Origin of the sequence: Massilia phyllosphaerae (assembly GCF_034659755.1) — a bacterium.
Lineage (GTDB): Bacteria > Pseudomonadota > Gammaproteobacteria > Burkholderiales > Burkholderiaceae_D > Telluria > Telluria phyllosphaerae.
This window is the reverse complement of the sequence record NZ_JAXSQX010000006.1, coordinates 153,186-172,446: the sequence shown is the minus strand read 5'-3', so window position 1 is coordinate 172,446 and position 19,261 is coordinate 153,186. Positions and strand designations below refer to the sequence as shown.

Sequence of the window (19,261 nt, the reverse complement as noted above, 5' to 3'; positions counted from 1 at the left end):
CGCGGCCGGCGCGCTGCGCCTGATCGCGCGGCACCTCGACATCCACCCCATCGAACCCAGGCGCAGAATGCATTCCATCCAAGGCAACATCCTCACCCCTGACGGCTGGATCCAGGGCGACATCGCCTTCGGCGACACCATCACCCGGATCGGCGGCAGCGCGGCCGACCCGGGCGCCAACGGCGACGACTACATCCTGCCCGGCTTCATCGACCTGCACGTGCACGGCGGCGCCGGGCGCGACATGATGGAAGGCGGCGACGCGCCGCACACCATCGCGCGCCTGCACGCCCGCCACGGCACCACCAGCCTGCTGGCCACCACCATGACCGCGCCGGTCGAGGACATCGACCGCGCGCTGCAGGCCATCGGCAGCGCCTGCAAGGCGCGCGGCAAGGGCGAGGCGCGCATCCTCGGCGTGCACCTGGAAGGGCCGTACATCAACTCGGGCAAGCTGGGCGCCCAGCCGCCGTTCGCGCGCGAAGCGTCGATGGCCGAAGTCGACCGCTTCAACGAGCAGGCCCCGATGCGCCTGATCACGGTGGCGCCCGAGATCGACGGCCACCTGGCGCTGGTGCGCCAGATCGCCGACGCCGGCATCCGCGTGCAGATCGGCCATACCACCGGCTCCTACGAGGACGGCGTGCGCGCGCTGGAACACGGCGCCGCCGGCTTCACCCACCTGTTCAACGCGATGCCTGGCCTGCACCACCGCGAACCCGGCATGACCGGCGCCGCGCTGGCGCATGCGCAATACGCCGAGATCATCCCCGACCTGCTGCACGTGCACCCGGGCGCGATCCAGGTGGCGCTGCGCTGCATCCCGAACCTGTACTGCGTGACCGATTCCACCGCCGCCGCCGGCATGCCGGACGGCGAATACATGCTGGGACGCCAGGTCGTGCACAAGTGCATGGGCGGCGTGCGCCTGGCCGACGGCACCCTGGCCGGCAGCACCCTCACCATGGACCAGGCGCTGCGCAACCTGGTCTCGATCGGACTCGACCTGGCCGATGCCTCGCGCCGCGTGTCCACCAACGCCGCCGACTACCTCGGTGAAACCCGGCGCGGACGCCTGGCACCGGGCTGCTTTGCCGACCTGGTGGTCCTCGACCGCAAACTCAACCTGAAAACCGTGTACATCGAAGGAGAAGCGTGTGAGTTCTGATCCAAGGTCGCTGATGCTCCAAGAGGCCCTTTCCGCCGCCGACTGCGTGGCCCGGCAACTGGCCGCCGACGGCGAACGCTACGCCGCGCTCGGCCGCCACCTGCGCGAAGCCCGCATCCACAATGCGGTGACCGTGGCGCGCGGCAGTTCCGACCACGCATCGAGCTATATCGCCTACCTGGTGATGGCGCGCCTTGGCAAGCTGGTGACCTCGCTGCCGATGTCGCTGCTGACGCTGTACAACGCCCCGCTGCAGGCGCAGGACCTGGTGGCGCTGTCGGTGTCGCAGTCGGGCCAGAGCCCGGACGTGGTCGAGCCGATGCGCTACTTCCGCGCCGGCGGCGCCACCACCATCGCGCTGGTCAACGAGATCGAGTCGCCGCTGGCCCAGGCCGCCGAATGGGCGCTGCCGCTGGGCGCCGGCAAGGAAACCAGCGTGGCCGCCACCAAGAGCTTCATCGCCAGCCTCACCGCGGGCGCGCGCCTGGTCGCCGAGTGGCAGCAGGATGCCGCACTCCAGTCCGCCCTGCAGGCGCTGCCGGACGCCCTGCGCCAGGCCGCGCAGGCCGACTGGTCGGCCGCGATCGAGGTGCTGGCGCCGGCCCGCAACATCATGGTGGTCGGGCGCGGGATCGGTTATCCGATCGCGCAAGAAGCGGCACTGAAATTCAAGGAAACCTCGGCGCTCCAGGCCGAAGCCTTTTCCGGCGCCGAGATCAAGCACGGCCCGATGGCACTGATCGACGACGGCTACCCGCTGCTGATCTTCGCCACCCGCGGCCCGGCCCAGGCGGGCCTGGTGGCGCTGGCCGACGAGATGCGCGGACGCGGCGCGCGCGTGCTGCTGGCCGCCCCGGCCGACGTGCCGGGCCGCGACCTCGACCTGCCCACGGCGCCCCACCCCGACCTCGACCCGATCGTCGCGATCCAGGCCTTCTATGTCATGGCGGCGCACCTCGCCAAGGCGCGCGGCCTCGATCCGGACCGGCCGCGCCACCTCAGCAAAGTCACCAGGACCAGCTAAATGGACGAACTCAGGCAACTCGCCGGCCGGCTGATCATGGTCCGCCTGTCCGGCACCGAACTGGACGACGACAGCGCCGCCTTCCTGCGCACCAACCGCATCCGCGCGGCCTGCCTGTTCCGCCAGAACATGACGGACGGCGCCCAGCTGACGCGCTTCACCGGCGCGCTGCGCGAGGCCTTCGGTGCCGGGGCGCTGATCGCGCTCGACCAGGAAGGCGGCGCCGTGGTGCGCGCGCTGTGGGTGCCGCCGCCGCCGGCCGCGATGGGAATCGGCGCCACCGGCGACCCGGCGCTCGCGCGCGACGTCGGCGCCGCCGTGGCGCGCGCCGTCAAGTCGATGGGATTCAACTGGAACTTCGCGCCGGTGCTGGACCTGAACAACAATCCGCTGAACCCGGTCATCGCCGAACGCTCCTTCGGCGCCGACCCGGAACGCGCCACCGAGCTCGCGCTGGCCTGGATGGCCGGCAGCGAGTCCGAGGGCGTGGCCTGCTGCGTCAAGCACTTCCCCGGCCACGGCGACACCCACGTCGATTCGCACCGCGACCTGCCGACGGTCGACAAGTCGCTGGAGGAACTCGAGCGCTTCGAGTTCGCCCCGTTCCGCCGCGCCGCGCCGCACGCGCCGGCGATGATGACCGCCCACATCGTCTACCCGGCGCTGGACCCGGTACTGCCGGCGACGATGTCGCGTCCCATCCTCACCGGCCTGCTGCGCGAGCGCATGCACTACCGCGGCGTGATCATCACCGACGGCATGGACATGCACGCGATCGCGCTGCGCTACGAAGCCGGCGACGCCGCCGTCAACGCGCTGCTGGCCGGCGCCGACATGGTGATGGCGCTCGGCAGCCGCGCGACGCAGGAAGCGACGCTGGACGCGATCGCGGCAGCCATCGCCGACGGCCGCCTGGCGCGCACCGAGGTCGAGGCCAAGCTGGCGCGCCTGGACCGGCTGGCCGGGCTGCACCCGGCCGGCGCGGTCCCCTACCCGACCGAGGACGCGGACCGCGCACTGATGGCCGAGGCCTGGCGCCGCGGCCTGTCCGCGCGCGGCAATCCGCAGCGCCCGGCGCCGGGCAGCCGGCTACGCCTGGTGGCGCGCCAGGACGTGGTCAGCGACGGCGTGTCCGAAGCCGGCGTGCCGGCCGAACGCATCGCCGCCTCGCTCGCGACCCTGTACGACGTCGACCTGGTCACCTTTGCCGACGCCGACGCCTTCGACTGGGACAGCCTGCCGCGCGACGGCCGCTTCACGGTGCTGGCCTCGACCTCGCGCCGGCGCTACGGCCCGCACCCGTGCGCGACCTGGAAGCCGGACCTGCACCTGGCGCTGTGGAATCCCTACCAGGCGCTCGACATCGACGCGCCGGCCCTGATGACCTATGGCTTCGCGGCGCCGGCGCTGGAGACGGTGAATGCCTGGCTGCGCGGCGAGATCGAGGCGACCGGCCGTTGCCCGGTGCCGGGTTTCTGAGCCGACGGGGTCCGGTAAATCATTGTAACGACGGCACCCGGCCCAGCCCGGGTGCCGCACAATTGCGCCCAAGCTGCCCCCGACCTGCACTTTGTGGGAGAATGCACGCTTTGTGCGAATTGGCAAATTCACCATTGTTCATTAAAGAAGGATTATTCATGTCCCAGTTCCGTTTTGCCCGTCTTGCCCTGATGCTGGCCGCCATCGGCCTGAATGCCGCCCCGGCCCTGATGCACAGCGCCTCCGCGCAAGACAAGAACGCGCCGGCCGCCGCCGCGCAGCCGCCGGCGGATTCGGTCCGTCCGGAATTGTTCAAGCTGCTCGATCCGGCCCAGATCAAGCCGCTGATGGACGCCAAGAATTACGCCGAAGTCAAGAACCGCATCACCCAGGCCGAAGCCGTGCAGAACCGCACGCCGTACGAGAACTACGTCCTGAACCGCATGAAGCTGTCGCTGGCCTCGGCCAGCAACGACGACCAGTCCGCCATGCAGGCCCTGGAAGCCATCATCGGCTCCGGCAAGCTGCAGGGCGCCGAACAGGCCAACTTCATCCAGGCGCTGGGCGGCTACTACTACAACGCCAAGAACTACCCGAAAGCGATCGAGTGGTACACCCGCTTCCAGAAGGAAAGCCCAACCCAGTCGGCCGCCGTCAACTCGGCCCTGCTGCGCTCCTACTACCTGAGCGGCGACTACGCAACCTCGGTCAAGTTGCAGCGCCCGGTGCTGGACGCCGCCATCAGTGCCGGCAAGGCGCCGTCGGCCGAAGACCTGCGCCTGTACGCCTCGGCCGCCAACAAGGTCAAGGATGACGCCGCCTACCTGTACGGCCTGGAACAGCTGGCCGCCTACTACCCGAGCGACGATTACTGGACCGACCTGATCAACCGCGGCGTGCTGCGCCGTCCGGGCTTCAACCAGGATGCCTACATCACCGACGCGCTGCGCCTCGAGTTCGCCGCCGTCAAGAAGATGGATGCGTCCGAGTACAGCGACCTGGCCGAACTGGCCCTGAAGGATGGCTTCCCGACCGAAGCCAAGAAGGTCGTGGATGCCGGCTTCGCCGCCGGCGCGCTGGGCACCGGCGCCAATGCCGCCCAACACCGCCAATTGCGCGACCGCGCCACCAAGGGTGCCGCCGACGATGCCAAGAACATCGCCACCGGCGAAGCGTCGGCCGCCAAGTCGAAGAACGGCGCCGGCCTGGTCAACCTGGGCTGGGCTTACGTCACCATGGACCAGTTCGACAAGGGCATCGGCTTCATCGAGCAGGGTATCGCCAAGGGCGGCCTGAAGTCGCCTGACGAAGCCAAGCTGCGCCTGGGCATGGCTTACGCACGCGCCGGCAAGAAAGACCAGGCGATCAAGACCTTCGAGACCGTCAAGGGCAACGGTGGCGCAGCCGACCTGGCCAAGTACTGGATCCTGCTGGTGAACCATCCGAACACCGGTACCGCGACCGCTTCGGCGCAGTAATCAGTCAAGCATCAGCAGTTAAATAAGCAATAAGCAATAAGCAATAAGCGTAAAAAGCGGTACGGGCCTGGCCCGTACCGCTTTTTTGTTTAATTGCTCAGTTTTCCGTTAGGTGGCGTACCGGCTGGCCCCGTTTTCCCTTCCATAATTGATGAAATCGATCTCGAAAGGCCACCATGACCACCGTCCGCAAGGGCCAAGCGCCCGCCAAACTGAACCGCGACGAATTCCACCTGCGCTTCATGCGCAAGTTCTACGACCCGGCGTTCGACGCCGTCAGCCAGGAACTGGCATCGGTGGAAGACATCGCCTGGAAAAACTACATCGACTCGCACAAGGCGCCGATCACGGTCAAGGCCGGTCCGGGCTTCGCCGATCCCGACTACGACCTCTCGGTCGAATGGAAGGAAGCGCACGACCGCCTGCTGGCGGCCGAAGCGCGCCAGAAGGATCCGGCCACGCGCAGCCGCGTGCTGGTCATCAACGCCTCCGCCCGCAACGACGGCAGTTGCCCGGGCGAGATCTCGAAGTCCTGGCGCCTGAGCAAGATGTGCGAAGACGTGCTGCACAGCGAAAACATCGAGACCGACCTGCTCGACCTGTCGCTGCTGACCTCGGACTACGAACGCCATATCCGCCCGTGCAAGGCGTGCGTGTCGACCGCCATGCCGCTGTGCCACTGGCCGTGCAGTTGCTACCCGAACCACTCGCTCGACCAGGACAACGACTGGATGAACGAGATCTACGAACGCTGGGTGGCGGCGCACGCGGTGATCATCATCACCCCGACCTACTGGTACCAGGCGCCGGCCGTGCTGAAGCTGATGATCGACCGCCTGGTGTGCGCCGACGGCGGCAATCCCGACCCCAGCTCGACCCACGGCAAGGAAGCCGAGGAAGCCAAGGCCCTCGAGCAGGATTGGGATTATCCGAAGCACCTGGCGGGCCGCGCCTACGGCGTGGTGGTCCACGGCGACGTCGCCGGCATCGAACCGCTGCGCCGTTCACTGACGGACTGGCTGGACTGGATGGGTTTCGTCGATGCCGGCTGGAATGCCAAGCTCGACCGGTATGTCGGCTACTACGAATCGTATGCGGACAGCCATGCCACGCTGGACAAGGACACCGCCTTCCTGGAAGAAGTGCGCAACGTGGCGCGCTCGGTCGCGTCCACGGTCAAGCTGATCCGCGACGGCAAGCTGGTGCAGCCGGACCGCAAGCTGAGCAAGCCGCGGCCGAAATGAGGCCGCCCCCAATCCGCTGAAGGGCAGAGTGCGCATGGACACCCTCGCCTTCGACGACGCCACCCTGGATGAGGTGCGCGGCTTCAACCGCAAGCTGGAGCGCATGCCGCGCTTCGGCATGCGCTACCGCCCACTGGTGCGTCCTCTACAGATGCTGATGCGCCTGTCGCAGGCCGGGGCCGGCCGCCGCCTGGCGCGCGCCGGCATCCATGCCGAGGAGCGGCGCGTGTCGGCTGGACAGGTGCGCGTGCGCATCCTGCGTCCGGCCGCCGGCCCCGTCCGTGCGCTGGTGCTCGACATCCACGGCGGCGGCTGGGTGTTCGGCAACGCGCGCATGAACGACAAACTGAACGCGGCGATGGTCAAGGCCTGCGACGTGGCCGTGGTCTCGGTCGACTACCGGCTGGCCCTCGATACGCCGCTGCAGGGCCTGATGGACGATTGCCTGGCCGCCGCCCGCTGGCTGCTCGAAGGAGGCCTGCCCGAGTATGCCGGCCTGCCGCTGTTCGTGGTGGGCGAATCGGCCGGCGCCCAGCTGGCGGCGGCGACGCTGCTGCGCCTGCAGGCCTGGCCGGCGCTGTCGCGGCGGATCGCGGGCACGGTGCTGTACTATGGCGTCTACGACTTCAGCGGCACCCCGAGCGTGCGCCAGGCCGGCCCCGATACACTCGTACTGGACGGGCCCGGCATGCTGCCGTCGCTGCACGCGCTGACGCCCGGCCTGATCGATGCCGAACGGCGCCGGGCGCCGCTGTCGCCGCTGTACGGCGACCTGCGAGGCATGCCGCCGGCCCTCCTGTTTGCCTGCCAACGCGATCCATTGCGCGACGATACGATTACAATGGCGGCGCGCTGGCGTGCGGCCATCGGTGACGATGGCGTAGAACTGCACCTGCTGCCGGAAGCGCCGCACGGGATCATCCATTTCCCATTGCGGATGGCGCAGCTGGTCACTGCACGCAGCCACGCCTGGATCCGCGCGCGCATCGATGCCGCGCAGGATGCAGCCCTTTTCTATTGATATTAAAGAAGCAATGAACTACCTGACATACGAAGCCTATCTCGACGAAGTCACCACCCTGCTCACCGAGCTCTACGACCTCGACGACGATGCGGCCATCAAGCTGGTCATGGACGCCCAGGAAGCCGAGTATTTCTCGCCACACGACGACCATGAGGAAATGCGGACGCTGGAGCGGGCGAAGGAGGATGCGGTGGCCCTGTACCAGGCCAAGCAGAACCGCAACCAGACGCAGCACAAGCAGCAGTTGCGGGTGAAGGGCAAGAAGCGGCCGTAAGAAGGCGAAAGCTGCCGGCCGTGGATCGGCGAGAAGCGGCTACCGACGTTTCCGCCCGCAATATGAGCACGTCGCCCCGCGCAGGCGGGGGTCCAAGTTGCACGCGCTGCCGCAATGCTTGCCAACTTGGCCCCTGCCTGCGCAGGGGCGACGTTTCAAGGCTAACGAAGTAACTCGGCCAAGCCGGCTCAGCCAAGCCGGCTCGGACACAGCCTGTCACATCGCCGTCAAACCACCATCGACCGCCAGCTGGTGCCCGGTCACGAACGACGCCTGGTCCGAGCACAGCCACAGCGCGGCATTCGCCACCTCGGCCGGATCGGCGATGCGGCCCATCGGATGCGCCGCCTTGATTTTCTTGTCGCGGCCCGGATCGCGCTCGAGCATGCGCGCCAGCATCGGCGTCTTGACCGCACCCGGGCACAGGCTGTTGATGCGCACGTCCGACTTGGCGTACTCGACGGCGGCAGTCTTGGTCAGGCCGATCACCGCGTGCTTGGAGGCGGCATACATGGCATGGTTGGGTACGGCCACCAGGCCGCCGGCGTCGGCGATGTTGAGGATCACGCCGCCGCCTTCCTGCTTCAGCATCTGGCGCAGCTCGCTGCGCATGCACAGCCAGACGCCCTTGACGTTGACGTTCATGATGCGGTCGAACTGGGCATCCTCGCCGTCGGCCAGGGGCAGATGTTCCTCTTCGATGGCGGCGCCGTTGACGGCCACGTCGACGCGGCCGTAGTGCGATACCGCCTTGTCGACCAGGGCTTCGACTTCCGTCGTGACCGTTACATTTGTTTTCACAAACAAGGCCTTGCCGCCGGCTTCGACGATGAGTGCCGCCGTCATGTGTCCGCCGTCGACCGCGGTATCGGCGATCACCACGCAGGCGCCGGCGCGCCCGAATGCCAGCGCCATCGCGCGGCCGATGCCGCTGGCGGCGCCCGTCACCAGCACAACCTTGCCGGCGTAAGAGATCCCGCTCGGGGGTTGTTTGGTCATGCCCTTCATGATGCTCCCTTTACAATATCCAAACGCAATGTTTGCTTCCCATGTGCAATACTTCCCACAGGCAACATGATAGCGCTGGATCGGGCAATGACCAAGCATCTCGGCAGTTTCGGCGATTTCTGAATGGCCGAGTGTTGCAATCGCGGCTCACTCAGGGCGCAGCTACGGCCCAGCAGGGGCTGAGCCGGGTCTCGTTCAGTGCTTTGCGCCGGCCTTGGATTGGTCGCCTGCCATCACCACCGACAGCTTCGATGGATCCACGGTCTTGCGGAAAGCCGCGTTCAGCTGCGGCAGCGTGACCGCCATCAGGCGCCGCTCGAATTCCGCCGACCATTCGAAGGTACGGCCGCGGTACAGATACGAGGTCCAGCCGGCCGCCAGTGCGCCGTCCTCGGCGCGGGTCTGGATGCGCTGCTGCATCAGCCCCGATTTGGCGCCGGCGAGTTCCGCATTGGTGAAGCCATCCTTGAGGGCGCGCGCCAGTTCCTCGCGCACCGCGACGTCGACCTTGGCCAGGTTCTGCGGGGCGGCGATGGCGCTGACCGCGAACATGCCGGCGCGGTCGAGGTCGCCGGCGACCAGCTGGGTGCCGCCGCCGTAGGACAAGCCCTCTTTCTGGCGGATGCGGTCCATCAGGCGCGACTTCAGCCCCCCGCCACCGCCGAAGATATAGTCCGCCAGCATCAGCGCCGGATAGTCGGGATCCTCGACGTTCAGGTCCAGGTTCATGCGCGCCGTATAGAAGCCGTTTTCCTTGTCCGGCGTATTCAGCGTCTGGTGGATGGGCGCGATGTCGGCATGCTTGCGCAGCACCGGCGCCACGTGCATCGGGGCTTTCCAGGCGCCGAACAATTGATCGATCAGCGGGGTGACGGTCTGCGGATCGAAATCGCCGACGATCGCCAATTCGGCCGGCACGGTGCCGTAGAAGTCGCGGTGGAAGGCCTTCAGGTCGTCCAGCTTGGCGGCCTTGATGTCGGCCACGTCTTCGTCGAGCGTCGTTTCATGGCGGATATCGCCTTTAGGATAGATATCGAAGTGTTCGTTCAGCGCGCGCGAGGCCACGTTCTGCGGCTCGCTGCGGCTGGCGTCCAGCGACACCAGCGACTGCCGGCGCAGTTGCTCGAACTCGGCCGCCGGGAAGCTCGGTTCGCGCAGCACGTGGGCCACCAGCTTCAGCGCTTCCGGCAGGTTCTCGCGCGTGGTCTGGAAATGGGTCGGGCCGCCGGCGATCTTGAGCTTGTCGAAGGCGTCGGCCAGTTGCACGCGGTCGTAGCGGCTGGTGCCGCGGGTCAGCATGGCGGCGGTCAGGCCGGGAATCGCGCCCTTGCCGAACAAATTCTGCTCGTCGCCGAAGTGCTGGTTGAGGTCGACGGTGACGGTCTGGCCGCGGTTCTTCTTCGGCAGCAGCGCCAGCTTGACCCCGCCCGCGGTGGTCAGGGTGGTGCGCTTCATGATGTTGGCCTGGGTCGGCTCGAAATCCTCGGCGCTCAAGGTGGACGCCTGCGGCTTGAAGTCCTTGAGCAGGCTGGCGACGCTGGGCGCCGGCGGAATCACGGCGCGCTGCGGGTTGTCGTCGGGGATGAAGCTGCCGGTCACGCGGTTGTCGCGCTTGAAGTAGCGTCCGGCCGCGGCCGCCACCTGCTCGGCGGTGATGGTCGGCACGCGGTCGCGTCCGACGAAGAACAAGCGCCAGTCGCCCAGCGCGATCACTTCCGACAGCGCCACGCCGACCTGCTGCGGATCGTTCAGGCTGCGCTCGATCTCGTTCAGGTAGCCACGCCGGGTGCGTTCCATCTCTTCCGGCGTCGGTGGATGTTTCGTGAAGTCCTCGATGGCCTGGGTCAGCGCCTGGCGCACCGGCTCGAGCGGTTCGCCCTTCTTGACCACCGCGCCGAAGTATTGCAGGCCCGGGGCGTAGCCGGTCTGCGGGAAGGCGAACACCTGGCTCGCCTTGCCGCTCTCGACCAGCAGCTTGTGCAGGCGGCCGCTGGGCGCCTCGCCGAGGATGGTGCTGGCAAAGTTCAGCACGTCGCTGTCGTCGTGCAGGCCGGACGGGATCTTGTAGCCGACCGCGACCATCTGCACATCGCCCTGGCGCCGCACCTCGAAGCTGCGCTCGCCGTCCTGGGTCGGCTCGACGGTCCAGAATTCCGGCAGCGTGCGCTTCGGTTTCGGGATCGCGCCGAACAGGCGGTTGATCGACAGGAGGGTCTGCGCGGGATCGAACTTGCCCGCCACCAGCAGCACGGCATTGTCCGGCTGATAATAGGTACGGTAGAAATTCTGCAGGTTGGCGATCTTGACGTTTTCGATGTCGCTCTTGTTGCCGATGGTCGAGCGGCCGTAGGAATGCCAGTCGTAGGCGATGTTCTGCATGCGCTTCATCAGCACGGCGCCGGGCGAGTTCTCGCCGTTTTCGTACTCGTTGCGCACCACCGTCATCTCGGAATCGAGGTCCTTCTTGGCGATGTTCGAGTGGGTCATGCGGTCGGCTTCCATCTGCAGCGCCCATTGCAGATTGTCATTGGAGGCCTGGAAGACCTCGTAGTAATTGGTGCGGTCGAGCGAGGTGGTGCCGTTGAACTGCATGCCGCGGTCGGCGAACTGGGCGGTGATGTCCGGGTGCTTCGGGCTGCCCTTGAACATCAGGTGCTCGAGCAGGTGGGCCATGCCGGTTTCGCCATAGTTCTCGTGGCGCGAGCCGACCAGGTAAGTCACGTTGACGGTGACGGTCGGGCGCGAGGAATCGGGAAACAGCAGGACTTTCAGGCCGTTCGGGAGGCGGTATTCGGTGATGCCTTCGACCGAGGGGCCCTGGACGACGCCCTTCGGCAGATCGAGTGCCCAGGCCGGGCCGTTCGCAACGAAAGAGAGGCCCACCAGGGCCAGGGACGCAGCGAGGCCGCGTGGGGAAAACATCGAGCGCATTTTGTTCCGTCTTTAAGTTGTCCGGCGCCGCCATGGGCATGGCTGGCGTTCAGGATGGTAACAGACGGTGACTTAGGGCAGGCTTACCGTGCTGGACGCTTATTGACGTGCCCTACGCTCGTGCTGCTGCTGGTAGGGGCTGATGCGCGACAGCTCTTCCATTTCCTCGGCCAGGAAGGCCAGCAGGTCGTCGGCGCTGACGATGCCGGCCAGGTTGCCGTTCTCGGTGACGACGGGCACGCGGCGGATACCGCGCAGGCGCATGTGTGCGATGGTCAGATAGGGATCGTCGTATTCGCCGGCGACCAGCAGGTCGTCGCTCATGATGTCGCCGACCTCGAGCCCGACCGGATCGAGGCCGAGCGCGATGACGGAGACCACGATATCGCGATCGGTGATGATGCCGACCGGGGTGCGTTCGCCGTCCGGATCGTCGACCACGACGACGTCGCCGACGTGGTGCTTGCGCATCAGCAGCGCCGCACCCTGCACGCTCTCGTAGCGGCCGCAACAGACCGCATCGGCGGTGCACAATGTCCTGACTTCCATGACCGTCCCCTCCTCGCGCAAGCTATCAGGCTAACCCGCGAAGGGTATCCAGCTTTGATGGCAATCAAAGCTGTCGGGGGAACAATCAGGATTTCTTTTCTTCCGGAGGCGGTACGTAGCAGGCTTCGGCGAGCTGCAGATCGTTGTCCTTGGCAAAGTTCACCACGAAGTGGTAAGCCAGCGGCTCGACGCTCTTGAGGGCATTGTTGACCACGACGGCCTTGACGCCGTTGACGACGGTCGGGTAGACGTAAGGCGAAAATTGCAGGTGGGCATTGCGTCCGCCACTGCCGGGCGGGCGAAAACACGACATCACGCCGCACAGGCGTTCGGCCCAATCACTCGGACGGAACTGCCGGCCCTTGCTTGTCACGCCGAGAATGAGGAACTCGTCGGCGCGTTCTTTCCCGGTTTGCGGTAAATCGGCCATAGTGCAGCTTACTGAAACATGAAGCGTGGATAAGAACAACGCCGGTATTATATCTTATAGAAGACTTGCCGACGAGTCCTCTTGGCCGAAGCGGGCAGCGGCCCGCTTCCGGCAAACTCGTCAACCCAGCAGGACGGCACCCGACAGCAGCAGCAGGAGCAGCATCCATAATAACAGTGCGCGCCAGACCAGGCCTACCGTGCTCTGGAGCGAACGCACGTTCGGCTCTTCGCCGGGCAGCATGTCGGCCTCGCTGTCGGACAGGTCGACGGTGGCCGCATCCGGCGTCACCACGCGCGCAGCGGTCTCGAGCGGCGTACCCAGGCGCACGCCCATGGCGCCGCCACCGGCGGCCAGGATGATGCCACGCGACTCGTCCGCCCAGCGGTGGGCAAAGTTGCGCCAGGCATAGATGGCGTCCTCGAAATTGCCGACCACGGCAAAGGCGATCGCGGTCAGGCGCACCGGGATCCAGTCGATCCAGTAAAACGCGCGCGCGGCGAATTCGCCGAAGGCTTCGTTACGCATGTGGTCCGGCTCGTTCCAGGCGCGCGCCAGATATTCGGCTACGCGGTACATGACGGCACAGGCCGGGCCGAGCGGCATCAGGAACCAGAAGAACACGCCGAACACGTTGCGGTGTGTCGTGATCAGGGATTTTTCGACGGCCAGGCGCGCGATCTCCGTGCTGTCCATGCCCGTGGTGTCGACGCGGGCCCACTCGGCCAGCAGGGTGCGCGCGGTGGCGTCGTCGCCTGCGTTCAGCGCGAACTGGATTGTGGTGAAATAGTGACTGTAGTGGCGGAAGCCGAGCGTCAGGTAGACGATCAGCACGTTCCAGGCAAAAGCTGCAAACACCCAGTTATAGTGCAGCAAGACCCAGTATACGATCACGGTCGGCAGCATCAGGCCACCGATCACCAGAAACCAGCCCAGCCGCCCGTGACTCACCTGGCCGGCATTGAACCAGCCTTCGATGCGCATGGCAAAGCGCTTGATCTCGGCGTAGATCTGGTTATCCGCGCGCAGGGGCTTCAGCTGCTCGATGAGCAGCGCGCACAGGATGGAAAAAAATGTCATGCACGGATCCTTGGTATTTGTTGCCAGACTTCATCTGCCGCTACGATAGCGCAGAGGACCGTTAGAAGCAATTGACGATCGTTCAGCCTACTGAACGGTCGTCATTCCTGGCATTGCCCGAAATGACTCCCCGCGCAGGCGAAATGCTGCCCGCTCCGGCACCATTTCCCAAGTTGGTTATTCGTCGGCTTCAGGCCCGCAGCAGGTGAAACAGATTGCGCAACATCCCCGCCGTGGCTCCCCAGATGAAGAAGCGCTCGTACGGCATCGCATAGAAACTGCGGCGCCCGCCCCCGTCGGGCAGGTCGAAGGACATGCGCTGGTGGTTCATGCCGTTCATCAGGAAGGCCAGCGGCACTTCGAAGATCTCGGCCACCTCGCCCGGATCGGCGCGCAGGTCGAACGGCGGCGTGACCAGGCCGATCACCGGCGTGACCAGGAACTTGGAGGCGGTGGCATGGTCGGGCAGCACGCCGATGATTTCGACATGGCGGCGCTGCAGGCCGATTTCCTCTTCGCTTTCGCGCAGCGCGGTCTCGATCGGCGACGAGTCCTCGGCTTCGGCACTGCCGCCGGGAAAACTGACCTGGCCGGGGTGGGCGGACAGGTGGGCAGTACGCTGGGTCAGCAGCACGGTCAAGCCTTCGGGACGTTGGACCAGCGGGATCAGGACCGAGGCGCGCTTGAGTTTGCCCAGGCGGAAGAGGATGTCTTCCGGCAGCTCGGGCTCCCAGGCCAGCGGGCGCGCCAGGCGCCGGCGCAGCCAGGCGGCGTCCAGGCGCTCGGACGGCAAGGCGGCTTCGCCGGCGATCGCATCGACCGGCAAGCGCTGGGGATCGATATGCTGTTTTGCCAAAACACTCTTTCAAAAGAAAAAAAGGCATCCATGGGATGCCTTTTCTTTACAACATAAGCGATTACTGAGCGGTAGTCGCAGCGACCTTGCGGTTCGGCAGTTTTTCTTTGATACGTGCCGACTTGCCCGAACGCTCGCGCAGGTAGTACAGCTTCGCACGACGCACGTCACCACGACGCTTCACTTCGATCGAAGCGATCAGCGGCGAGTACAGCTGGAACGTACGCTCGACGCCTTCGCCCGACGAGATCTTGCGAACGATGAAGTTCGAGTTCAGGCCGCGGTTACGACGCGAGATGACGACGCCTTCGTATGCCTGGGCGCGCTTGCGGTTGCCTTCGACGACGTTGACGCTGACGACAACGGTGTCGCCCGGTGCGAAATCAGGGATGTTGCGGCCGAGGCGCGCAATTTCTTCTTGCTCGAGTTGCTGGATCAGATCCATTTTTAACACTCCAAAAGCCATCTTGCCGGCGCTTGCACTCAGTGATGAGCCCGGTAGAGGATGGGGTTGAACACACGGGCAACTGCCCGCAGTTTTCGCACAGGCCGATGCCTGTGCAAATCTCTTACTTGGCAGGCTGGTCCGTTTCCGCGACCAGGCCAGCCAGGAATTTCTCGTCGGCCTTGTTCAGCTGACCGGCGCGGCGCGCCTTGTCCAGCAGATCCGGCCGTTTCTTCGCAGTCGCTTCCAGCATCCGCTGGCGGCGCCACTTGGTGATCTCGGCGTGGTTCCCGCCCATCAGCACCGGCGGCACGGCCACGCCCTCGTACACTTCCGGACGCGTGTAATGCGGCGAATCGAGCAGGCCGTTGACGAAACTGTCTTCGACCGCCGAGGCATCGTCGCCCAGCACACCGGGAATATGGCGTACCACGGCATCCATCAGTGCCATCGCCGGGATCTCCCCGCCGGACAGCACGAAGTCGCCAAGGGAGATTTCCTCATCGACCACCCGGTCCAGCAAGCGCTGGTCGACCGCTTCGTAGCGGCCGCACAACACGACCAGTCCAGGCTCGTCCTTCAATGCCATCACACGTTCATGCGTCAACGGCTTGCCTTGCGGCGACATGAACACCACGCGCGGCGCGGGCAAGCCGAGGTCGATCTGGCGCTGCTTTGCCGCATTGATGGTCGCTTCGAGCGGGCGGGCCAGCATCACCATGCCGGGACCGCCGCCGTAGGGGCGATCGTCGACGGTGCGGTGACGGTCCTGCGTGAAATCGCGTGGATTCCAGATCGACAGGTTCCACAGCCCTTGCTCGTGCGCGCGCCGGGTCACGCCCGACTGCGTCAACGCCGCAAACATTTCGGGAAACAAGCTCACGACGTCAAACTGCATCGGGACCTCGCTTCGTGATCGGGATCGGATTAATAATCCAGGCCCCAATCCAGGGTAATCATTTTTGCATTCTGGTCGACGGTCTTGACGAACTGGTCCACGAACGGCACCAGGCGCTCTTCCACCTTGGCATCGAGAGGCGCATCGGCCGCGGGCGCGGGCGTGATGCGCAGGATGGACTGTGCACCGTTGTGCATCATGTCGGTAACCTTGCCGAGGGCTTCGCCCTGCAGGTTCACCACGTCCATGCCGATCAGGTCGGTCCAGTAATATTCGTCTTCCGTGAGTGCCGGAAAATCGGCACGCGAGACTTGAACGGTAGCGCCTTTCAGCGCCTCGGCCAGGTCGCGCTCGCTCAAGTCGACCAAGGTGGCGGTGACGTCGCCGCTATGGAACTTTGCAGTCCGCACCTTGACGGCACGCAGCGACGGCTTGTCCAGCCACCAGGTTTTTACGTTCAGCAGCGCATCCGCATCCAGCGAATACGGCGTCACACGGATCGCGCCGCGCAGCCCGTAAGCGCCGGTCACGTGCCCGACCTGGATCAGGTCGTCGGGAACCGCCGCGATTCCCGGCTGTGGCGAGTTTGCTGCTGAATCGGTCAAACCAGTACTACCTTGCTGGGTGCTTATTAAGCAGCAACCGGCTTCTGGCCAGCGACCAGGCGAGCAACGGTCGGCGACAGTTGTGCGCCAACGCCTTGCCAGTAGGCCAGACGGTCAGCGGTGATGTTCAGGCCAACTTCCTGACCCGAAGCCATCGGGTTGTAGTAACCGATGCGCTCGATGAAACGGCCATCGCGACGATTACGCGAATCGGTTGCAACGATGTTGTAGAACGGGCGCTTTTTTGCACCACCACGAGCCAAACGAATAACGACCATAATATTTCCAAAAAATGTACTGGACGGAGAAAGCCGACGATTATAGCCCGCCACGCCGTGCAACAGCAAGCGTTTATCTAAAAAGTAACATTAGCTGGGGGCGCAGTCCCGGCCGAATCCGGCATTATCGCTTATTTTGTGCTAGAGCGCTACCTGCCTATGAAGATGCCGACAGACGCCGGCGGCTTCAGGCGCGCATGAAACAAGGTGCTTCGCCGGCAATTTTGAACGATACTAATGACTTTCCTTTTCACAACAACAAGCCGCCAGTGTCGACCCAGCCGCACAAGAACAAGACCCTCGCCACCGCCCTCGCCTTCCTGCTCGGCGGCGTGGGCGCGCACCGCTTCTACCTGCATGGCAGCGTCGACCGCATCGGCCTGCTGCACATATGCAGCATCCCGCTGGCCGGCATGGTCTATGGCCTGGGCCACGCCCCCAACCCCTTTTATGTGCTGCTGCCGCTGATCGTGTCCTGGCTCGCCGGCTTCCTCGAAGCGCTGGTGATCGGCCTGACGCCGGACGAGCGCTGGGATGCGCGCCACAACACCGGCAGCGGTCGTACCTCGCAATCGCGCTGGCCGCTGGCCCTGCTACTGGTACTGACCATGCTGGTCGGCGCCACCGCCCTGATCGCCACCATCGCACGCCTGTTCGACCTGCTCTACACGGGCGGCGCCTACGGCTGAATCACGGCTGAGTGCTACAGGCCGCTGCCGGCCCAGTCGTAGCGCGGCAAGGCCGCCGGGGGCGTGCCGAGGATGACGACGATTTCCGTATGCGCCGCCAGCGGGATCGCGGCCGGGTCTGTCGTGACCGGCACGATCTTCTCGTTGCTGATCAGATAGTAGCGGGCCGGCCCCGGCAGTCCGAGGACCGCGCCGCCGCCGATGCCCTGCCCCCACAGCGACAGGAACTGGCCCAGCGTGAAGGTACGCGGCACGTCGGTCTCGATGTGCAGCACGCCGGAGCCGTCATGGGTGTGCATTTCATAGTTGCAGCCGCTGCCGCGCCCGATCGAATCCGGCAGCGCCAGCCGCACGCCGTTGCGGTACACCGTCAGCAAGGCGTGCGTATGGTAGGTCTCGCTCTGGGCGCAGCCGACGCCGTCGACGCTGGCCGTGCCGCTGTGGCTCCAGGCCGGCCAGTTGGGCTGGCTGAAGCTGGTGGTGGACGAGATCGAGGTATAGCCGGGCTCGAGCGTGAGTTCGGGGGTACCGGGGGTGGGCGCCGGATCGACCGGCGGCGGCGGGGCCGGCTGGGTGGGTGGAGCCGGCGGGGCCGGCGCGGGTTGGGCCGGGGGCTGCGGATCGACCGCGACCGGGCTGGAATGGCTGCCGCCGCCACAGGCGGCCAGCGTGGACAGCGCCGCAAAGGCAATCGACAGCCGCAACGCCGTACTGGGCTTCATGGAAAACATGGACACTCCTTTGGTTGGCCATGCACCCAGGGACGCGTATGCGGGGTGCGTAGTCGGGAATTCTAGGAGGTCGTCTCATGCATTCCGGTTAAGAAAACTCAAGTGCGCCAGCAATGCCGTTCCCGGGTCGGAACGGCACAACAATTCGCCCAACCGCACTCGAATACAAAGACAGAACTGGCGCGTCGCTCATCGGACACCGTGCCGCCCGGAAGTTGCGGCGGCAAGGCGCGGCCCGCAAGGACCGCCGGCGCACGATCAGTCGTCGCCCTTGTCGTGGCTCTTGTCGTGGCCCTTGTCGCCACCCTTGTCATCGTCCTTGTCGTCGTCCTTGCCGATCTTCTTGCTGTCATCGACGAGGTCATCGAGCAGGTGATCCAGCTTGCGCACCGCGACGTCCAGGCGCTCCAGGGCAGCCCGCAGGAAACCCTTGTACTCGTCGCGCTCCTTCTTATACTTCCAGGCCACCTTCTTCCACTCGTCGCCCTCCTTCTTGTACTCGTCGCGCTCTTTCTTGTACTCGTCGCGCTCTTTCTTGTAGCCGTCGCGCTCCTTCTTGTACTCGTCGCGCTCCTTCCTGCACTTGCACAATTTATGGTGCTCGTGGCCCTTGTCGTCATCGTGGTCGTGGCCGTGGTCGTGGCCGCAATCCTTGTCGTCGTCGCGGTCGTCCTTGTATTGTTCGGTACCCATGATGCTTCTCCTCAATGAGCCGACTTGGAAGGTAGGCCGGGTTGGCTCATGCACGGCCTGGATTCCAAGTTATCCTCTTTGGATGAGCCCGCTTTGAGCCATACTAAATCTTCCCATACATGGCTACAGGCAAATTTCACACATAGAATATGTCTTATCATTAAATATTCTTTGATGAAATTGGCCATCCGCTTGTCAGGGCCTGCCCGGTAGTCACACGGCGGCTATCACCCGGCTACTAGACTGAGGTGCCTGCTTCGACAACCTGACTCATCAAGCATCTGCTGTTTTCGGTCGTTTCCGAACCCATTTTGAGTAGCTTCTGAACGCGTCTGCAGAACTTGTCCTACCACGCTCCGCCGTCCGCACAAGCCGCG

General features: G+C 65.3%; 20 protein-coding genes. 8 read left to right on the top strand and 12 right to left on the bottom strand.

Annotation, left to right across the window (positions count from 1 at the left end; all coding sequences use genetic code 11):
- The first annotated feature begins 67 nt into the window (after nucleotides 1-67).
- The 7 genes from nagA (at nucleotide 68) to U1H99_RS21980 (ending at nucleotide 7,691) form a co-directional block, all read left to right on the top strand.
- Nucleotides 68-1,168, top strand: coding sequence for an N-acetylglucosamine-6-phosphate deacetylase (nagA, locus tag U1H99_RS22010; protein ID WP_323144124.1), 1,101 nt, complete (start codon nucleotides 68-70; stop codon nucleotides 1,166-1,168).
- 13 nt (nucleotides 1,169-1,181) lie between these two features.
- The gene (locus tag U1H99_RS22005; RefSeq protein ID WP_323144123.1) at nucleotides 1,182-2,192 is read left to right on the top strand and encodes an SIS domain-containing protein; all 1,011 of its coding nucleotides are present in this window, start codon (nucleotides 1,182-1,184) and stop codon (nucleotides 2,190-2,192) included.
- Complete coding sequence (locus U1H99_RS22000; protein ID WP_323143854.1) at nucleotides 2,193-3,671, top strand: glycoside hydrolase family 3 protein; 1,479 nt, start codon at nucleotides 2,193-2,195, stop codon at nucleotides 3,669-3,671.
- A gap of 158 nt (nucleotides 3,672-3,829) precedes the next feature.
- Nucleotides 3,830-5,149 (top strand): tetratricopeptide repeat protein, encoded by a 1,320-nt coding sequence (locus U1H99_RS21995; protein WP_323143853.1) that lies wholly within the window; start codon nucleotides 3,830-3,832, stop codon nucleotides 5,147-5,149.
- A 176-nt stretch (nucleotides 5,150-5,325) separates the two neighbouring features.
- Complete coding sequence (locus tag U1H99_RS21990; protein ID WP_323143852.1) at nucleotides 5,326-6,393, top strand: flavodoxin family protein; 1,068 nt, start codon at nucleotides 5,326-5,328, stop codon at nucleotides 6,391-6,393.
- Between the two features lie 34 nt (nucleotides 6,394-6,427).
- Nucleotides 6,428-7,414 carry an alpha/beta hydrolase gene (locus tag U1H99_RS21985; RefSeq protein ID WP_323143851.1) on the top strand — a complete coding sequence of 329 codons (987 nt, stop codon included), beginning with the start codon at nucleotides 6,428-6,430 and terminating at the stop codon, nucleotides 7,412-7,414.
- Nucleotides 7,415-7,427: 13 nt separating this feature from the next.
- Nucleotides 7,428-7,691 carry a hypothetical protein gene (locus tag U1H99_RS21980; protein ID WP_323143850.1) on the top strand — a complete coding sequence of 88 codons (264 nt, stop codon included), beginning with the start codon at nucleotides 7,428-7,430 and terminating at the stop codon, nucleotides 7,689-7,691.
- 216 nt (nucleotides 7,692-7,907) lie between these two features.
- Here the strand turns inward: U1H99_RS21980 and U1H99_RS21975 are convergent, their stop codons facing one another.
- From U1H99_RS21975 to rpsP, 10 genes are all read right to left on the bottom strand, one after another.
- The gene (locus tag U1H99_RS21975) at nucleotides 7,908-8,690 is read right to left on the bottom strand and encodes an SDR family oxidoreductase (protein WP_323143849.1); all 783 of its coding nucleotides are present in this window, start codon (nucleotides 8,688-8,690) and stop codon (nucleotides 7,908-7,910) included.
- 204 nt (nucleotides 8,691-8,894) lie between these two features.
- Nucleotides 8,895-11,621, bottom strand: coding sequence for a M16 family metallopeptidase (locus U1H99_RS21970; protein WP_323143848.1), 2,727 nt, complete (start codon nucleotides 11,619-11,621; stop codon nucleotides 8,895-8,897).
- Nucleotides 11,622-11,729: 108 nt separating this feature from the next.
- Nucleotides 11,730-12,179: a CBS domain-containing protein gene (locus U1H99_RS21965; protein WP_323143847.1), complete on the bottom strand. Its 450-nt coding sequence runs from the start codon at nucleotides 12,177-12,179 to the stop codon at nucleotides 11,730-11,732.
- Nucleotides 12,180-12,264: 85 nt separating this feature from the next.
- Entirely contained in the window at nucleotides 12,265-12,609 is a 345-nt protein-coding gene (locus tag U1H99_RS21960; RefSeq protein ID WP_323143846.1) for a DUF3579 domain-containing protein, read from the bottom strand.
- 120 nt (nucleotides 12,610-12,729) lie between these two features.
- Nucleotides 12,730-13,689 (bottom strand): CobD/CbiB family protein, encoded by a 960-nt coding sequence (locus U1H99_RS21955; protein ID WP_323143845.1) that lies wholly within the window; start codon nucleotides 13,687-13,689, stop codon nucleotides 12,730-12,732.
- A 190-nt stretch (nucleotides 13,690-13,879) separates the two neighbouring features.
- On the bottom strand, nucleotides 13,880-14,545 hold the full coding sequence (locus tag U1H99_RS21950) for a CoA pyrophosphatase (RefSeq protein ID WP_323143844.1): 666 nt from the start codon (nucleotides 14,543-14,545) through the stop codon (nucleotides 13,880-13,882).
- Nucleotides 14,546-14,606: 61 nt separating this feature from the next.
- Nucleotides 14,607-14,990, bottom strand: a complete 384-nt coding sequence (rplS, locus tag U1H99_RS21945) for a 50S ribosomal protein L19 (RefSeq protein ID WP_141828499.1) — start codon at nucleotides 14,988-14,990, stop codon at nucleotides 14,607-14,609.
- Between the two features lie 124 nt (nucleotides 14,991-15,114).
- Complete coding sequence (gene trmD, locus U1H99_RS21940; protein ID WP_323143843.1) at nucleotides 15,115-15,888, bottom strand: tRNA (guanosine(37)-N1)-methyltransferase TrmD; 774 nt, start codon at nucleotides 15,886-15,888, stop codon at nucleotides 15,115-15,117.
- 29 nt (nucleotides 15,889-15,917) lie between these two features.
- Nucleotides 15,918-16,493 carry a ribosome maturation factor RimM gene (gene rimM, locus U1H99_RS21935; RefSeq protein WP_323143842.1) on the bottom strand — a complete coding sequence of 192 codons (576 nt, stop codon included), beginning with the start codon at nucleotides 16,491-16,493 and terminating at the stop codon, nucleotides 15,918-15,920.
- Nucleotides 16,494-16,519: 26 nt separating this feature from the next.
- Entirely contained in the window at nucleotides 16,520-16,771 is a 252-nt protein-coding gene (gene rpsP / locus U1H99_RS21930; RefSeq protein ID WP_141830771.1) for a 30S ribosomal protein S16, read from the bottom strand.
- A gap of 269 nt (nucleotides 16,772-17,040) precedes the next feature.
- On the opposite strand from rpsP, the gene U1H99_RS21925 reads away from it, so the two are divergent.
- Nucleotides 17,041-17,460 (top strand): NINE protein, encoded by a 420-nt coding sequence (locus U1H99_RS21925; protein WP_323143841.1) that lies wholly within the window; start codon nucleotides 17,041-17,043, stop codon nucleotides 17,458-17,460.
- A gap of 14 nt (nucleotides 17,461-17,474) precedes the next feature.
- On the opposite strand, the gene U1H99_RS21920 is transcribed toward U1H99_RS21925, so the two are convergent.
- Both U1H99_RS21920 and U1H99_RS21915 read right to left on the bottom strand, forming a co-directional pair.
- A complete protein-coding gene (locus U1H99_RS21920; RefSeq protein WP_323143840.1) occupies nucleotides 17,475-18,191 on the bottom strand; it encodes a hypothetical protein in 717 nt (238 codons plus the stop codon).
- Between the two features lie 258 nt (nucleotides 18,192-18,449).
- Nucleotides 18,450-18,884: a hypothetical protein gene (locus U1H99_RS21915; protein ID WP_323143839.1), complete on the bottom strand. Its 435-nt coding sequence runs from the start codon at nucleotides 18,882-18,884 to the stop codon at nucleotides 18,450-18,452.
- Between the last annotated feature and the right edge of the window lie 377 nt (nucleotides 18,885-19,261).

Excerpts from the sequence above, each read along its gene's own strand:
- nagA (WP_323144124.1), top strand. The coding sequence starts at position 68 with ATGCATTCCATCCAAGGCAACATCCTCACCCCTGACGGCTGGATCCAG.
- U1H99_RS22005 (WP_323144123.1), top strand. The coding sequence starts at position 1,182 with ATGCTCCAAGAGGCCCTTTCCGCCGCCGACTGCGTGGCCCGGCAACTG.
- U1H99_RS22000 (WP_323143854.1), top strand. The coding sequence starts at position 2,193 with ATGGACGAACTCAGGCAACTCGCCGGCCGGCTGATCATGGTCCGCCTG.
- U1H99_RS21995 (WP_323143853.1), top strand. The coding sequence starts at position 3,830 with ATGTCCCAGTTCCGTTTTGCCCGTCTTGCCCTGATGCTGGCCGCCATC.
- U1H99_RS21990 (WP_323143852.1), top strand. The coding sequence starts at position 5,326 with ATGACCACCGTCCGCAAGGGCCAAGCGCCCGCCAAACTGAACCGCGAC.
- U1H99_RS21985 (WP_323143851.1), top strand. The coding sequence starts at position 6,428 with ATGGACACCCTCGCCTTCGACGACGCCACCCTGGATGAGGTGCGCGGC.
- U1H99_RS21980 (WP_323143850.1), top strand. The coding sequence starts at position 7,428 with ATGAACTACCTGACATACGAAGCCTATCTCGACGAAGTCACCACCCTG.
- U1H99_RS21975 (WP_323143849.1), bottom strand. The coding sequence starts at position 8,690 with ATGACCAAACAACCCCCGAGCGGGATCTCTTACGCCGGCAAGGTTGTG.
- U1H99_RS21970 (WP_323143848.1), bottom strand. The coding sequence starts at position 11,621 with ATGTTTTCCCCACGCGGCCTCGCTGCGTCCCTGGCCCTGGTGGGCCTC.
- U1H99_RS21965 (WP_323143847.1), bottom strand. The coding sequence starts at position 12,179 with ATGGAAGTCAGGACATTGTGCACCGCCGATGCGGTCTGTTGCGGCCGC.
- U1H99_RS21960 (WP_323143846.1), bottom strand. The coding sequence starts at position 12,609 with ATGGCCGATTTACCGCAAACCGGGAAAGAACGCGCCGACGAGTTCCTC.
- U1H99_RS21955 (WP_323143845.1), bottom strand. The coding sequence starts at position 13,689 with ATGACATTTTTTTCCATCCTGTGCGCGCTGCTCATCGAGCAGCTGAAG.
- rplS (WP_141828499.1), bottom strand. The coding sequence starts at position 14,990 with ATGGATCTGATCCAGCAACTCGAGCAAGAAGAAATTGCGCGCCTCGGC.
- trmD (WP_323143843.1), bottom strand. The coding sequence starts at position 15,888 with ATGCAGTTTGACGTCGTGAGCTTGTTTCCCGAAATGTTTGCGGCGTTG.
- rpsP (WP_141830771.1), bottom strand. The coding sequence starts at position 16,771 with ATGGTCGTTATTCGTTTGGCTCGTGGTGGTGCAAAAAAGCGCCCGTTC.
- U1H99_RS21920 (WP_323143840.1), bottom strand. The coding sequence starts at position 18,191 with ATGTTTTCCATGAAGCCCAGTACGGCGTTGCGGCTGTCGATTGCCTTT.
- U1H99_RS21915 (WP_323143839.1), bottom strand. The coding sequence starts at position 18,884 with ATGGGTACCGAACAATACAAGGACGACCGCGACGACGACAAGGATTGC.